Origin of the sequence: Kitasatospora cystarginea, from assembly GCF_039533515.1 — a bacterium.
Lineage (GTDB): Bacteria > Actinomycetota > Actinomycetes > Streptomycetales > Streptomycetaceae > Kitasatospora > Kitasatospora cystarginea.
Genome location: NZ_BAAATR010000005.1, coordinates 244,355 through 257,272 on the forward strand (window position 1 = coordinate 244,355; position 12,918 = coordinate 257,272).

The following is a 12,918-nucleotide window of genomic DNA, read 5'->3' on the forward strand; positions in this document are numbered from 1 at the left end:
CTCCTCCAGGTCAGCGATCGGTTGTCGGGTCGGAGCCGGGCAGCAGTCCGGCCACGCCCCAGTCGCGGGCCACCTCCTCGGTGTGCGCGCCCGGCTGGGCGGGCGGGCGGCGCAGCCCACCCGGGGTGGCCGAGAAGCGCGGCGCGGGCGCCGGCTGGGTGATGCCCTGGTGTGCGGTGTAGGTGCCGCGTGCCGTGAGGTGCGGGTGACCCGCGGCCTGACCGAGCGTCAGAACGGGTGCGGTGCAGGCGTCGGTGCCCTCGAACACCGCTGTCCACTCGGCCTGGGTGCGGGTGGCGAAACGGGCCGCGATCCGCTCGCGCAGCTCGGGCCAGCGGGCCGACTCGAACTGGCCCGGAGCGTCGGCCTCCAGCTCCAGCAGTCTGGTGAACTCGGCGTAGAACTGCGGCTCCAGCGCGCCGACCGCCATGTACTCGCCGTCGGCGGTGCGGTAGACCGAGTAGCAGGGGGCGCCGCCGTCGAGCAGGTTGACGCCGCGCCGGTCCTGCCACTGCCCGGCGGCGAGCAGGCCCCAGAGGATCGCGGTGAGATGCGCGGCGCCGTCCACGATGGCCGCGTCCACGACCTGGCCGGTGCCGGTGGCGCGGGCGTGGTGCAGCGCGGCCAGCAGGCCCACGACCAGGTAGAGCGAGCCGCCCGCGTAGTCGCCGAGCAGGTTCACGGGGATGGCCGGGGCCTGGCCGGGCGCGCCGATCAGCCCGAGCACCCCCGCCGTGGCGGCGTACCCGATGTCATGGCCGGCGCTCGCGGCGAGCGGCCCGTCCTGCCCCCAGCCGGTGATCCGGCCGTAGACCAGCGCGGGGTTGCGGGCCAGGCACGCCTCGGGTCCGACGCCGAGCCGTTCGGCCACCCCGGGGCGGTAGCCCTCGATCAACAGGTCGGCGCGTTCGACGAGTTCGAGCACCAGGCCGGGCCCCTCGGGCGACTTGAGGTCGATCACCACGGAGCGCTTGTTGCGGTTGGTGACGTCGTGGCCGGGATCCGGCCCGATCGCCGGCGGGCCGGGGCGGTCCACCCGGACCACGTCCGCGCCGAGATCGGCCAGCAGCATCGCGGCGAACGGGCCGGGGCCGATCCCCGCCAGCTCCACCACGCGCACCCCTGCGAGCGGCCCACTGCTGCGCTCCGGCACCGGCGGCTCTCCCCTGTCCGATGTGTTTGACAGTTTGGCTGTCACAGTCGTGATGATAGGGATCTGACTCACCGGTAACAAGGGGCGCGGCGCCCCGGGGCGCGGGGAACCGCACGGCCGGCCCACCTCCGGCTCATTGCCTGCGACCTGCACCGTCCGGGCCGGGGGCACCACGCGGCGGCCGCCTCCCGGGAAGCCGCGCGATCGGTTCGGGTCGCGGCGGGCGGCACCGGCCATCATCCGCGGGACCAGCCCCACCGCCGGAACGCCGCCACGAACTCACCCGGGAGGCTGGGGAACCGTACGGTGGCGCAGCGAGTCCAACGGTGCGTGCCCCAAGCGCTTTCTGTGATCGAGACGGCCTCCGGGGCCGGCGACGCCTCGATGGTTCTCGTCGGCCTCGCCTTCTTCGGCCCGTACATCGCACCGGTCCTGTTCCTGATCGGTGCGGTCGTGGTGGTGCGCCGGGTGGTGCTCGCCCGGCGTGAGCGGTGCTCCCCCCTCGACGCCGGCGCGCTCGTCCGGCTGTCCCTCCTGGGTGTCTGCGCGGCGTACTGGGCGTTCAGTACCGGTCTGATGTCGGGGCCGATGTGGACGTCCGCCCGCAAGTACTGCAACGCTCGGGGCTTCCCCGCGGACGGGGTCGTCACCCGGACGTTTCCGGTGAGCGTGCGGTGCGGGCCGGACGGTGAACTGGTGCCGTCCTGGGTCAACCCGGTGCTGGTGGGCGGCCTGGTGCTCGCGCTGGCAGCCCTCGGTGCCGCTGCGGTGACGGTGTACCGGGCACGCCGCCGCGCCTCCGTGTCGTGAGTCGGCAGTGTCAGGCCACTGTCACCCATCCCGCGGCTCCGCGTCACCGAGGGTCAACGGCCGGAGGCGGAGAGCGCCCGGACCCCGGCCACGCCTTGCCAACGCCCGCGGCCCGGCGGATTCTGATGCTTACGATCTCTCCATCCGAGGAGATGAGCCGCCATGCACAACCACTGGATCGTCGACCTCAACTTCGAAGAGGACGAGGACCGCACCACCTGCACCGCCTCGCTGAGCGGGTTCAGCGCTCCCGGTGTCCAGGGCCTCGGTGTGGCCCGCCGCAATCCGGACGACACCCCGGACGCCACGGTCGGCGAGGAGCTGGCCGCCGCCCGCGCCTGCTCCAACCTGGCGCACGAACTGATCAACAAGGCCGCCACCGGAATCGAGGTCCGCACCCACGAGCGTGCCCACCTGATCTTCTGACCCGGGTCTCCCCTGACCCCGGCCACTCGCCCGTTTCCTCCGGCCCGGCCGGCTGACCGCGCCCGGACCGACCGGCCTCCGGGAGGAGGTCGGCCTCCCCCGCCGGAGGGAGGCCGATCGTAGCCGGGGGCGATGACCGCACCGGGCCGGCGGCGGGAGAGTGGTGGCCATGGGCCTCATCGACCTCTCCCACCACGGCGGCGTGCGCGGCACGCTCAGCGCCGACCTGCGCAGCAGCGGCGCCGTGACCGCCGCCACCGTCCCGCCTTCGGCACTCGAACCGCTCCGGCCGAACGGCGGGATCACGGATGCGGACCGCTGATGACAGCGGCCGTCTCCCGCTGCACCCCCGCACGGCCCGCAGCTGACGTAGGGTCAGCACGGTGAGTACGGTGCTGGGTGCCCTGGTCGGACGGCGCGCCGCGCTGCGCTGGGTGCACCTGGTGCTCGGCGGCGCGCTGCTGATGCCGTACTGGCTGCTGTCCACCGTGCTGCTGACCCCGGCCCTCCCGAGGGGTAACACGGACCCCGGACAGCAGCTCCTGGCCCAACTGATCGCGCTCCCGCTCTCGCTGCCGATGGCAGCGGTCACGGCGCTGGTCCCGATGGTCCGACCGCTCGAAGGCGCGGCGGCCCGGGCGCTGTGCGCGGGCGCGCTCGCACCCCGACGCGGCGGTCCGGTACGGGAGTTGGCGAGTTCCCCCGCCCGCAGCTGGGCGGCACGCCGGCGGACGTCGGCGTGGTTCGTACTGCACGTCCTGCTCGGCGGCATCGTCAGCGGGATGTCGCTCACGGTGCCGCCCACCGTGCTGTTCCTTCTGGCCTCCTCCTCCGGTGCGCTCGGGCACACCGGACGGGACACGCTCCACCGCGCCTTCGGCGAGTACGCGCCGCCGGAGCTGCTGATCGCACCGGCCCTGCTGTTCCTACTGCTGACGACCAACGCCCTCTCCGGCGCCCTGCTGGCCCGCTGCGCACCCGCACTGCTCGGCCCGACCCCCGACGAGCGGCTGGCCGCCGCAGAACAGCGCGCCGCCGAACTGGCCCACCGCAACCGGCTGGCACGGGAGTTGCACGACTCGGTTGGCCATGCGCTCAGCGCGGTGACCATCCAGGCGGCAGCGGCGGGCAGGGTCCTGCGCTCGGACCCGGAGTTCGCCGCGGAGGCGCTGCAGGCCATCGAGGAGACCGCCCGCGCGGCGGTCGCCGAACTCGACACCGTCCTCGGCCTGTTGCGCGAGGACACCGCCGACGGCCGCCGCGCCGACTGCGGCCCGACACTCGCCGGACTCGACACCCTGGTACGGCAGATGGGCCTGGCCGGAGTGCGCGTGGAGACCCACACCGGCCCCGGGCTCGGCGACCTTCCGCCCGAACTCTCCCGCGAGGCCTACCGGGTGGTCCAGGAGGGCCTCACCAACGTGCTCCGGCACGCCGGCCCGGTCCCCGCCCGGCTGCGGCTCCGGCTCTCCGGCGGAAGGCTGGAGGTGGACCTGGAGAACCCGCTCGGCGCCGACCGCCCCAGCCGCCCCGGCGGCGGCCGGGGACTGCGCGGGATAGCCGAGCGCGCCGAGTCCCGGCGCGGCGACTACCGGGCCGGGCCGCAGCCGGACGGCAGCTGGCGGCTCTCCGTCCGGCTCCCCGTCTCCGCACCGCCGGCACCGCCGGCGAATGCCGCACAGCCTCACTGACCGCGCAACCACACTGACCGCACGACCACACTGACCGCACGACCACCGCGTACGGCGGTACCGAGTACAGCAGAGGGGGACGGCCGTGATCCGCGTGGTGATCGCCGATGACGAACGGCTGGTACGTACCGGCCTGCGGGTGGTGCTCGACGCCGAGCCCGGAATCACTGTGGTGGGCGAGGCGGCGGACGGCGCCGAAGTCCTCCCGCTGGCCCGCGAACTGCAGCCGGACGTCATCCTGATGGACATCCGGATGCCCGGCCTGGACGGCATCCGGGCCACCGAACTGGTCCTGGACGCGCTCCAGCCGCCGCCGAAGATCCTGGTGGTCACCACCTTCGAGAACGACGACCACGTGTACGAGGCGCTGCGCGCCGGCGCCGCCGGCTTCCTGCTGAAGCGGGCCCGCGCCGAGGAGATGGTGCAGGCCGTCCGGCTGGTGGCGCACGGCGACTCGCTGCTGTTCCCGGCCGCCGTCCGCGAGCTGGCCGTGCACCACGCCGCCCGGCGCGGGCGCACCCCCGCCCCGCTCCCCCGGCTGACCGAGCGGGAGGGCGAGATCCTGCGGCTGATGTCCGCCGGCCTGACCAACGGCGAGATCGCCGAACGGCTGGTGGTGAGCCCGGAGACGGTCAAGACCCACGTCGCCAGCGTCCTCGGCAAGCTGGGCGTCCGGGACCGCACCCAGGCCGTGATCGCCGCCTACGAGTCCGGCTTCGTCCGCCCCCGCTGAGCCGTCGGCTGTCGTCCCGGTGCGGACGCCGGCCGGGCAGCGCCCGTCCCGGAAGTCGGCTTTGGCGGGTTTCGCCCAGTCGGTACCCGTGGGTAGAGTGCCACGATCCCACGGACCGTACGAGAAGAACCGGTGAGCGCATGTCTGTCTGGACCCGCCCTGCCCTCTGGTGGCGCCTGGCCATCGTGCTCTCGGCCGGACTCGGGCTGATCCTCGGTACCAGCTCCCTCGTCTACTTCACCGTCCAGAGCAACGTCATAGTGCTCGGCTACTTCACGGGCGCGGTGTACTGGATGGTCAGACGCGACACCACCGATGCCGCGGCGCCCCGGCTGCGCGGCGCCGCCGTGCTCTACATCACCATCACCGGCCTGGTCGCCCACATCATCCTCAACCACGGCGCGAACCCGCTGCCGGGCCTTGTATCCGGCCCCGATCGCCTGCAGAACTGGTCCAGCTTCTTCCTGCACTACGTGTCACCGGTGATGGTCATGCTGGACTGGCTCTGCCTGAAGCCCCGCAACGTCTCGCACTGGCGCGACCTGCCGCTCTGGCTCTCCTTCCCGCTCGGCTACGCCGCGATCACCGAGTTGCGCGCCGCGCTCTTCCCGCACTTCGACAACAAGTACCCGTACTTCTTCCTGGACCCCACCCAGAACGGCTACGCCTGGGTCGGCGGCCAGATCGCCCAGCTGACCGTCGAGTTCATCGCCCTCGGCGCCACCGTGGTCGCCCTCGACCGCCTGGGCACCACCATCCGTCGCAAGCTCCGCCCGGCCGCCGGCTGAGAGATCGACGAAGACACGTCTGCTGTCACTGGGCGCTGGGCGCCGAACTTGCCCGAAAGGCGAAGGTCGACGGTTCACCCCAGCCCGGTCCCGACGGCAGATGCTCCATGTGGATCACCACTGCGGCTTTCCGGGTGCCTGCCGGACGGTTCGTGAGCGGGAGACGCCCGGTAGGGGTATGCCGTTCCCCACGAGATGACCTCGGGATCCGTGAGGAGAACAGCTATGTACGCAGCGGTTCGGCGGTACGAAGGGGTGGTCGATCCTGCCGAGGTGGGACGCCGGGTGAGCCAGGGATTCGTGCCTCTCCTCCGGCAGGTCCCCGGGTTCGTGGCCTACTACTGGCTCGACGCCGGGGATGGGGTGATGGTGTCGACCAGCGTCTTCGAGGACCAGACCGGGGCCGAAGAATCGATCAAGAGGGCAGCGGACTTCGTACGGGACAACCTCGCGTCGCTGCTCCCCAACGCCCCTCAGGTCACGGCCGGCCGGGTTGTGGCTTCTGCGTAGCGACCTTCCGGAGTAGCACCGGATCCCCAGCCCCTGGCGCTGCGTCACAACGGCACCGGGGCATCGAAGTCGATCCCTCCGCAGGGCCTCACCGCTCCCGGAGGTCCACCACCCGGCGGATCTTGCCGACCGAGCGCTCCAGCGTCTCCGGGTCGACGACCTCCACCTCGACCGTGACGCCCACTCCGTCCTTGACGCTCCTGACGATCTCCTCGGCGGCTGCCGCGCGCCGCTCGGGCCCGGTGTCCGGCCGCGCCTCGACCCGGACCGTCATGTGGTCCAGCCGGCCGCGCCGGGACAGCCGCAGCTGGAAGTGCGGTGCCACGCCGGGCGTTCGCAGCGCGATCTCCTCGATCTGGCTCGGGAACACGTTGACCCCGCGCAGGATGATCATGTCGTCGCAGCGCGCGGTGATCTTCTCGATCCGGCGGAAGGCCGGACGTGCGGTGCCGGGCAGCAGCCGGGTCAGATCGCGGGTTCGGTAGCGGATGACCGGCAGCGCCTCCTTGGTGAGCGAGGTGAGGATCAGCTCGCCGCCCGTTCCGTCGGGCAGCACCCGGTCGGTGAGCGGGTCCACGATCTCGGGCAGGAAGTGGTCCTCCCACAGGTGCAGCCCGTCCTTGGTCTCCACGCACTCCTGTGCCACACCGGGACCGAGCGCCTCGGACAGCCCGTAGATGTCCACCGCGTGGATGCCCATCCGCTGCTCGATCTCGCGGCGCATCTCCTCGGTCCACGGCTCGGCGCCGAAGATGCCGGTCCGCAGCGAGGTGCCGCGCGGGTCGATGCCCTGGCGCTCGAACTCGTCCAGCAGGGTGAGCAGATACGACGGCGTGACCATGATGATCTCGGGTCGGAGGTCCTGGATCAGCTGGACCTGCCGGGCGGTCATGCCGCCGGAGGCGGGGATGACGGTGCAGCCGAGCCGCTCCGCCCCGTAGTGCGCGCCCAGTCCCCCGGTGAACAGCCCGTACCCGTAGGCGATGTGCACCCGGTGCCCGGACCGGCCGCCGGCGGCGCGGATGCAGCGGGCCACCAGGTCGGCCCAGAGCGAGAGGTCGTGCTCGGTGTAGCCGACCACGGTGGGCCGCCCGGTGGTCCCGCTGGAGGCGTGCAGCCGGCGGACCTCGGCCATCGGGACGGCGAACATCCCGAACGGGTAGGAGTCCCGCAGGTCCGCCTTGGTGGTGAAGGGGAACCGGGCGATGTCCTCCAGCGTGCGGCAGTCCTCGGGCTTGACCCCGGCCGCGTCGAACTTCCGCCGGTAGAGCTCGACATGGTCGTACGCGTGGCGCAGCGTGGCGCGCAGCTGGACGAGTTGGTGGGACCTGAGCTCCTCGCGGCTCATCCGCTCCCCGGCGTCGAGGAGTTCCACCGGGGTCGGCTCGCCGAGGCGCCGGCCGCCTCCGGTGCTTTCGGTCGGGGTGTGGCTCAACGGCGCGTCCTCTCCGATCGGCTGCCGTCGACCCTGCCGCGGGCCCGGCATGCCGACCGAACATTCGGTCATCGGCGGTGTGAAGGCCAGTAATCCAGCAGGTGATCCGGCTGTCAAGGGATCGCACCGATGTCCGCCCGCGCGTGTCCGGACGGTCACCGACCGGAGGCGACGGCCCGGAGGGCGCAGCGGTTCAGATCCGCCAGGAGCGGATGCGCCGGGCGGCGGTGAAGACGTCCGCGGTGCCCTCTGCCACGTCGCGGGCCAGTTCGACAAGGGCGCCGTACGGCGGGTCGATGCCCTCGTCGGCGGCGTGCATGTAGGCGGCGGTGGCCATGCAGGCGTAGAGGTTGTTGCGGACGGGCAGCGGCCGCAGCAGCACGATGGTGTGCATCAGGGCGGCCGCGCACCAGGCCGGATCGGCGTCATGGCCGAGCTGCACGGTGTTGACCCGGTGGCGGGCGACGGCGGCCTGCAGCGCGGAGTAGTCGCGCACGCTGAGGTCCTCGGGTGAGGCCAGCTCCTGGACGTCGAGCAGCCAGCGGATGTCGACCTGGAGCATCGTCAGGCGGCGGCCGGATCGGGGCGCGCACCGTCGCGGTGTTCGGCGTCGGGGGCGTCCTCGGGGAAGGCCGCGTCGAACTCCTCGACGTGGGCGTTCCAGAAGGCCACCGCGTGGCTGACGAAGGTGCGCCGCTTCTGCTCACGGACGCTCAGGTCGTGCACGTACGCCTTGACACTCTTGCCGTCCGCGGCGGCGGCCTCGCGGATCGCCGCGAGTTCGAGCTCCGTGTACTCAATACTGAGCGCTGGCATGCGGGGATGGTACCGGAGGGGCGCCGGCTCGCGGCACCCCTCCCGGTCACCCCTCAGCGTCCCGCCCCGGGCCGAGGGGGGTACCCCCGGCCGAAGGCTGGGGGCGGCCCGTCGGTGCCGGTTCCTTCGGCCCGGAGGTGAGTGGGCGAGCAACCGTCAGGGAGTGTCGACGGTCCGCAACTCGCCGTCCAGCTCCAGCCATCGGGTGATCCCGATCCCGCGCAGGAACGGCACGTCGTGGCTGGCCACGATCAGCGCGCCCTGGTAGCCGGCCAGCGCCTGGGTGAGCTGGCGGACGCTGGCCAGGTCGAGGCTGTTGGTCGGCTCGTCCAGCAGCAGCAGTTGCGGCGGCGGGTCGGCGAGCAGCAGGGCGGCCAGTGCGGCCCGGAAGCGCTCGCCGCCGGAGAGGGTGCCCGCGAGCTGTTCGGCCCGCGCGCCCCGGAACTGGAAACGGGCCAGTCGGGCCCGGATCGCGTTGTCGCCCGCCCCGGGCGCGTACGCCTTGACGTTCTCGGCCACCGAGCGGCCGTCGTCCAGCAGGTCGAGGCGCTGCGGCAGGTAGCGCACGGGCACCGGCACGCCGATCTCCCCGGCTGACGGGGCGAGTTCACCCGCGATGGTGCGCAGCAGGGTGGTCTTGCCCGCGCCGTTCCGGCCGACCAGCGCGATCCGCTCGGGCCCGCGCAGCTCCAGGTCGGCGTAGGCGCCGTACGGCAGCCGGACCCGGTCGAGGTGCAGCACGGTGCGGCCCGGCGGGACGAAGGTGCGCGGGAGGTCGATCCGGATCTCGGCGTCGTCCCGGACGGCCTCCTCCGCTGCGGTGAGCCGCTCCTTGGCCTCGGCGAGGCGGTCGGTGTGCATGCCCTTCACCCGCCCGGCCGTCTCCTCGGCCTGTCGTTTGAACTTGCCGGCGAAGATCTTCGGGTCGTTGCGCTGCACCGAGCGCTTCTTGCCGTAACTGGCGCTGCGGGCGAGCTTGGTACGGGCCTCGATCAGGTCGCGCTGCTGCCGCTGGACGTCGGCCTCGGCGACCCGTACCAGCCGCTCGGCGGTCTCCTGCTGGGCGGCCACGGTGCGCTCGTAGGCGGCGAAGTTGCCCCCGTACCAGGTGACCGTGCCGTCGCGCAGCTCGGCGATCTGGTCGACGTGCTGGAGCAGTTCGCGGTCGTGGCTGACGATGACCATGACCCCGGGCCAGCTCTCGACGGCCTGGTAGAGCAGTGAACGGGCGTGCCGGTCAAGGTTGTTGGTCGGCTCGTCCAGCAGCAGTACGTCCGGGCGGCGCAGCAGCAGCGCGGCCAGCTGCAGCAGCACCGCCTCGCCGCCGGAGAGTTCGCCGGTGGTGCGGTCGAGGTCAAGGCGTCCGAGGCCGAGCTTGTCGAGGGTGGCGCGGGCACGCTCCTCGACGTCCCAGTCCTCGCCGATCGCGGTGAAGTGCCGCTCGTCGGTGTCGCCGGACTCGATGGCGTGCAGTGCCTCGCGGGCGGCCCGGATGCCGAGCGCCTCGTCCACGCGCTGCGCGGTGTCCAGGGTGAGGTCCTGGGGCAGATAGCCGAACTCGCCGCTGATGTGGACGGTGCCGGTGGCGGGGGTGAGTTCGCCGGCGATCAGGCGCAGCAGGGTGGACTTGCCCGCTCCGTTGAGCCCGATCAGGCCGGTGCGGCCGGGGCCGACGGCGAGGTGGAATCCGTCCAGGACGACGGTGCCGTCGGCCCACTCGAAGCCCAGGTCGGTGCAGAGGACGGCGGTGGTGGGATGTGCCATGGAGGCCTCCGGTGTGTTCGCTACGGGTGGGGAGCTACACGGGAGACACCGCGCGGTGCGGTCGCGAAGGGAAGGAGATCGCGAGGAGGCGCAGGAAAGGTGCCCGCCGCCGAGGTCGCACGCTCACGCCACGCACACATCTGGGTGCGTGGGGGCGATGTCTCGCAACCTCAGTAGAGCAACGGCCTTCTCCTCGTCTGGCGGCAACGGGATCAACGGTAGGGAGCCCGTCCCGCGCCCGCAAAGGGTTTTTCCGCTGCCGAAGAGGGTCCTTCGCCGCCGCCGATAGGATCGGGGGCATCATGAGCGCCACTCTCGTAGTCAACGACCTCTCCGCCGGCCACGGCGACCGCACCCTGTTCTCCGGCCTGGACCTGGTCGTCGCCCCCGGCGACGTGGTCGGCCTGGTCGGGGTCAACGGCGCGGGCAAGTCCACCCTGCTGCGGACGCTGGCCGGTCTCTCCACCCCCGAGCGCGGCACCGTCAGGCTGAGCCCGCCGACCGCCAACGTCGGCCACCTGCCGCAGGAGCCGGAGCGCCGCGCTGGTGAGTCGGTCCGCGACTTCCTGGCCCGCCGTACCGGCGTGGCCGCGGCGCAGGCCGCACTGGACGAGGCCACCGAGGGCCTGGTCGAGGGCCGTCCGGGCGCGGACGACGCGTACGCGGCCGGTCTGGACCGCTGGCTGGACCTGGGCGGCGCCGACCTGGAGGAGCGCTCGGAGGAGATCGCCGGCTCGCTGGGCCTGAAGGTGAGCCTGGACGCGCCGATGACCGGACTCTCCGGCGGCCAGGCCGCCCGCGCGGGCCTGGCCTCGCTGCTGCTCTCCCGCTACGACGTGTTCCTGCTGGACGAGCCCACCAACGACCTGGACCTGGACGGCCTGGAGCGCCTGGAGTCCTTCGTCAAGGGCCTGCGCGCGGGCACCCTGCTGGTCAGCCACGACCGCGAGTTCCTGGCCCGCACGGTCACCCGGGTGCTGGAGCTGGACCTGCACCAGCAGCAGGTCAACCTCTACGGCGGCGGCTACGAGGCCTACCTGGAGGAGCGCGAGGTGGCCCGCCGCCACGCCCGCGAGCAGTTCGAGGACTACGCGGACACCAGGGCGGGCCTGGAGGCGCGGGCCCGGATGCAGCGGAACTGGATGGAGCACGGCGTCCGCAACGCCCGCCGCAAGGGCGGCGACAACGACAAGATGGGCCGCGCGATGCGGCAGGAGTCGACCGAGAAGCAGGCCGCCAAGGCCCGGCAGACCCAGCGCATGATCGAGCGCCTGGAGGTGGTCGAGGAGCCGCGCAAGGAGTGGGAGCTGCGGATGGAGATCGCCACCGCGCCGCGCTCCGGCTCGGTGGTCGCCACCCTGCGCGCGGCTTCGGTCGAGCGCGGGGACTTCGTCTTCGGGCCGGTGGACCTGCAGATCGACTGGGCCGACCGGGTCGCGATCACCGGCGCCAACGGCGCGGGCAAGTCCACGCTGCTGGCCGCGCTGCTCGGGCGACTCGAACTGGACGGCGGCAGCGCCTCGTTGGGCTCGGGCGTGGTGGTCGGCGAGGTGGACCAGGCGCGCGGCCTGTTCCTCGGCGCGCACCCGCTGGCGGAGGCGTTCGCGGCGGCGGTGCCCGAGCTCTCGCCGGAGGAGGTCCGCACCCTGCTGGCCAAGTTCGGTCTGAAGGCGGCCCATGTGCTGCGCCCGGCCGACACCCTCTCCCCCGGCGAGCGGACCCGGGCGGCGCTCGCCCTGCTCCAGGCCCGCGGGGTCAACCTGCTGGTCCTGGACGAGCCCACCAACCACCTGGACCTCCCTGCCATCGAGCAGTTGGAGTCCGCCCTCGCCTCGTACACCGGCACCCTGCTGCTGGTGACCCACGACCGGCGGATGCTCGACACCGTTTCGGTCAACCGCCGCATCGAGGTCACCGCGGGCCGGGTCCGGGAGCACTGAGAGCGCGGCGCCGCGCCGGAAGGGCCGGGCCGCGCGTGCGGCGGCTGCTCGTGCTGCCGCCGCCCTGCGGCCCGCCCTTCCGCCGGGCCGCGTCATGTGCTGTGCTGGGCGACATGGTTGACAGTGCATCGACAGCAGCCGGACATCCGACGGTTCCGCTCCGCCCCACGACGGTGCCCGCCGACGAGGCCGCAGCCCGCTGCAGGGCCTTCCACGACGTGATGTCGCAGCGCCGGACCGTCCGCGACTACTCCACCCGCCCGATCCCCGACGACGTGATCGAGTGGGCGGTCCGTACCGCCGCCACCGCACCCAGCGGTGCGCACGTCCAGCCCTGGCGGTTCGTGGTGATCACCGACCCGGAGCGCAAGCGGCGCCTGCGCGAGGCCGCCGAGGCGGAGGAGCGCGAGTTCTACGGGCACCGCGCCTCCGAGGAGTGGCTCGAAGCCCTCCGGCCGATCGGAACGGACTGGCGCAAGCCGTTCCTGGAGGACGCCCCCGCCGTGATCGTGGTCTTCGAGGTGCACAAGGGCCCGCAGTCGCCGCGCCCGTACTACACCAAGGAGTCGGTCGGCATCGCCGTCGGCCTGCTGCTCACCGCCCTGCACCAGGCCGGCCTCGCCACCCTCACCCACACGCCCAGCCCGATGCGCTTCCTCAACGAGGTGTGCGAACGCCCGGCCGAGGAGCGTGCCGCGTACGTCATCCCGGTCGGCTACCCGGCGGACGGCGCACGGGTGCCGGACCTGCGCCGGAAGGACCTCGACCAGGTCCTGATCCGCCTCTGACCCGGCCGGCCGCCGCCCGTCGCAGCCCACCACCGCCCGCGCCGCGAGTGCCGCTCGCACCCTC

The 12,918-nt window shown here is 72.8% G+C and carries 14 protein-coding genes; 9 read left to right on the top strand and 5 right to left on the bottom strand.

The window, feature by feature from the left end:
• Positions 1–10: 10 nt before the first annotated feature.
• On the bottom strand, positions 11–1,153 hold the full coding sequence (locus tag ABD369_RS08430; protein ID WP_344635618.1) for a CaiB/BaiF CoA transferase family protein: 1,143 nt from the start codon (positions 1,151–1,153) through the stop codon (positions 11–13).
• Between the two features lie 348 nt (positions 1,154–1,501).
• Here ABD369_RS08430 and ABD369_RS08435 point away from each other — a divergent pair, with 348 nt between their 5' ends.
• The 7 genes from ABD369_RS08435 to ABD369_RS08465 all read left to right on the top strand — a co-directional run bounded on the left by ABD369_RS08435 (position 1,502) and on the right by ABD369_RS08465 (position 6,111).
• The gene (locus ABD369_RS08435; protein ID WP_344635619.1) at positions 1,502–1,963 is read left to right on the top strand and encodes a hypothetical protein; all 462 of its coding nucleotides are present in this window, start codon (positions 1,502–1,504) and stop codon (positions 1,961–1,963) included.
• A 162-nt stretch (positions 1,964–2,125) separates the two neighbouring features.
• Positions 2,126–2,389: a DUF1876 domain-containing protein gene (locus tag ABD369_RS08440; RefSeq protein WP_344635620.1), complete on the top strand. Its 264-nt coding sequence runs from the start codon at positions 2,126–2,128 to the stop codon at positions 2,387–2,389.
• 169 nt (positions 2,390–2,558) lie between these two features.
• On the top strand, positions 2,559–2,711 hold the full coding sequence (locus ABD369_RS08445; RefSeq protein WP_344635621.1) for a hypothetical protein: 153 nt from the start codon (positions 2,559–2,561) through the stop codon (positions 2,709–2,711).
• Between the two features lie 61 nt (positions 2,712–2,772).
• Positions 2,773–4,080: a sensor histidine kinase gene (locus ABD369_RS08450; RefSeq protein WP_344635622.1), complete on the top strand. Its 1,308-nt coding sequence runs from the start codon at positions 2,773–2,775 to the stop codon at positions 4,078–4,080.
• Between the two features lie 88 nt (positions 4,081–4,168).
• Positions 4,169–4,813, top strand: a complete 645-nt coding sequence (locus ABD369_RS08455) for a response regulator transcription factor (protein ID WP_344635721.1) — start codon at positions 4,169–4,171, stop codon at positions 4,811–4,813.
• A gap of 140 nt (positions 4,814–4,953) precedes the next feature.
• Positions 4,954–5,601 carry a Pr6Pr family membrane protein gene (locus ABD369_RS08460; protein WP_344635623.1) on the top strand — a complete coding sequence of 216 codons (648 nt, stop codon included), beginning with the start codon at positions 4,954–4,956 and terminating at the stop codon, positions 5,599–5,601.
• 225 nt (positions 5,602–5,826) lie between these two features.
• Positions 5,827–6,111: a hypothetical protein gene (locus ABD369_RS08465; RefSeq protein WP_344635624.1), complete on the top strand. Its 285-nt coding sequence runs from the start codon at positions 5,827–5,829 to the stop codon at positions 6,109–6,111.
• Between the two features lie 88 nt (positions 6,112–6,199).
• Here the strand turns inward: ABD369_RS08465 and paaK are convergent, their stop codons facing one another.
• The 4 genes from paaK to ABD369_RS08485 all read right to left on the bottom strand — a co-directional run bounded on the left by paaK (position 6,200) and on the right by ABD369_RS08485 (position 10,126).
• The gene (gene paaK, locus ABD369_RS08470) at positions 6,200–7,459 is read right to left on the bottom strand and encodes a phenylacetate--CoA ligase PaaK (protein ID WP_344635722.1); all 1,260 of its coding nucleotides are present in this window, start codon (positions 7,457–7,459) and stop codon (positions 6,200–6,202) included.
• Between the two features lie 280 nt (positions 7,460–7,739).
• Positions 7,740–8,108, bottom strand: coding sequence for a toxin Doc (locus ABD369_RS08475; RefSeq protein WP_344635625.1), 369 nt, complete (start codon positions 8,106–8,108; stop codon positions 7,740–7,742).
• A gap of 2 nt (positions 8,109–8,110) precedes the next feature.
• The gene (locus ABD369_RS08480; RefSeq protein WP_344635626.1) at positions 8,111–8,362 is read right to left on the bottom strand and encodes a hypothetical protein; all 252 of its coding nucleotides are present in this window, start codon (positions 8,360–8,362) and stop codon (positions 8,111–8,113) included.
• A gap of 156 nt (positions 8,363–8,518) precedes the next feature.
• Positions 8,519–10,126 carry an ABC-F family ATP-binding cassette domain-containing protein gene (locus ABD369_RS08485; protein ID WP_344635627.1) on the bottom strand — a complete coding sequence of 536 codons (1,608 nt, stop codon included), beginning with the start codon at positions 10,124–10,126 and terminating at the stop codon, positions 8,519–8,521.
• A 302-nt stretch (positions 10,127–10,428) separates the two neighbouring features.
• Between ABD369_RS08485 and ABD369_RS08490 the strand changes: the two genes are divergently transcribed.
• Both ABD369_RS08490 and ABD369_RS08495 read left to right on the top strand, forming a co-directional pair.
• A complete protein-coding gene (locus ABD369_RS08490; RefSeq protein ID WP_344635628.1) occupies positions 10,429–12,066 on the top strand; it encodes an ABC-F family ATP-binding cassette domain-containing protein in 1,638 nt (545 codons plus the stop codon).
• A gap of 113 nt (positions 12,067–12,179) precedes the next feature.
• Complete coding sequence (locus ABD369_RS08495) at positions 12,180–12,854, top strand: nitroreductase family protein (protein ID WP_344635629.1); 675 nt, start codon at positions 12,180–12,182, stop codon at positions 12,852–12,854.
• Positions 12,855–12,918 lie beyond the last annotated feature (64 nt).

Bases quoted from the DNA above. Each gene is read 5' to 3' on its own strand.
- ABD369_RS08465 (WP_344635624.1), top strand. From the start codon at position 5,827: ATGTACGCAGCGGTTCGGCGGTACGAAGGGGTGGTCGATCCTGCCGAG.
- ABD369_RS08445 (WP_344635621.1), top strand. From the start codon at position 2,559: ATGGGCCTCATCGACCTCTCCCACCACGGCGGCGTGCGCGGCACGCTC.
- ABD369_RS08440 (WP_344635620.1), top strand. From the start codon at position 2,126: ATGCACAACCACTGGATCGTCGACCTCAACTTCGAAGAGGACGAGGAC.
- paaK (WP_344635722.1), bottom strand. From the start codon at position 7,459: ATGAGCCGCGAGGAGCTCAGGTCCCACCAACTCGTCCAGCTGCGCGCC.
- ABD369_RS08475 (WP_344635625.1), bottom strand. From the start codon at position 8,108: ATGCTCCAGGTCGACATCCGCTGGCTGCTCGACGTCCAGGAGCTGGCC.
- ABD369_RS08495 (WP_344635629.1), top strand. From the start codon at position 12,180: ATGGTTGACAGTGCATCGACAGCAGCCGGACATCCGACGGTTCCGCTC.
- ABD369_RS08460 (WP_344635623.1), top strand. From the start codon at position 4,954: ATGTCTGTCTGGACCCGCCCTGCCCTCTGGTGGCGCCTGGCCATCGTG.
- ABD369_RS08490 (WP_344635628.1), top strand. From the start codon at position 10,429: ATGAGCGCCACTCTCGTAGTCAACGACCTCTCCGCCGGCCACGGCGAC.
- ABD369_RS08485 (WP_344635627.1), bottom strand. From the start codon at position 10,126: ATGGCACATCCCACCACCGCCGTCCTCTGCACCGACCTGGGCTTCGAG.
- ABD369_RS08480 (WP_344635626.1), bottom strand. From the start codon at position 8,362: ATGCCAGCGCTCAGTATTGAGTACACGGAGCTCGAACTCGCGGCGATC.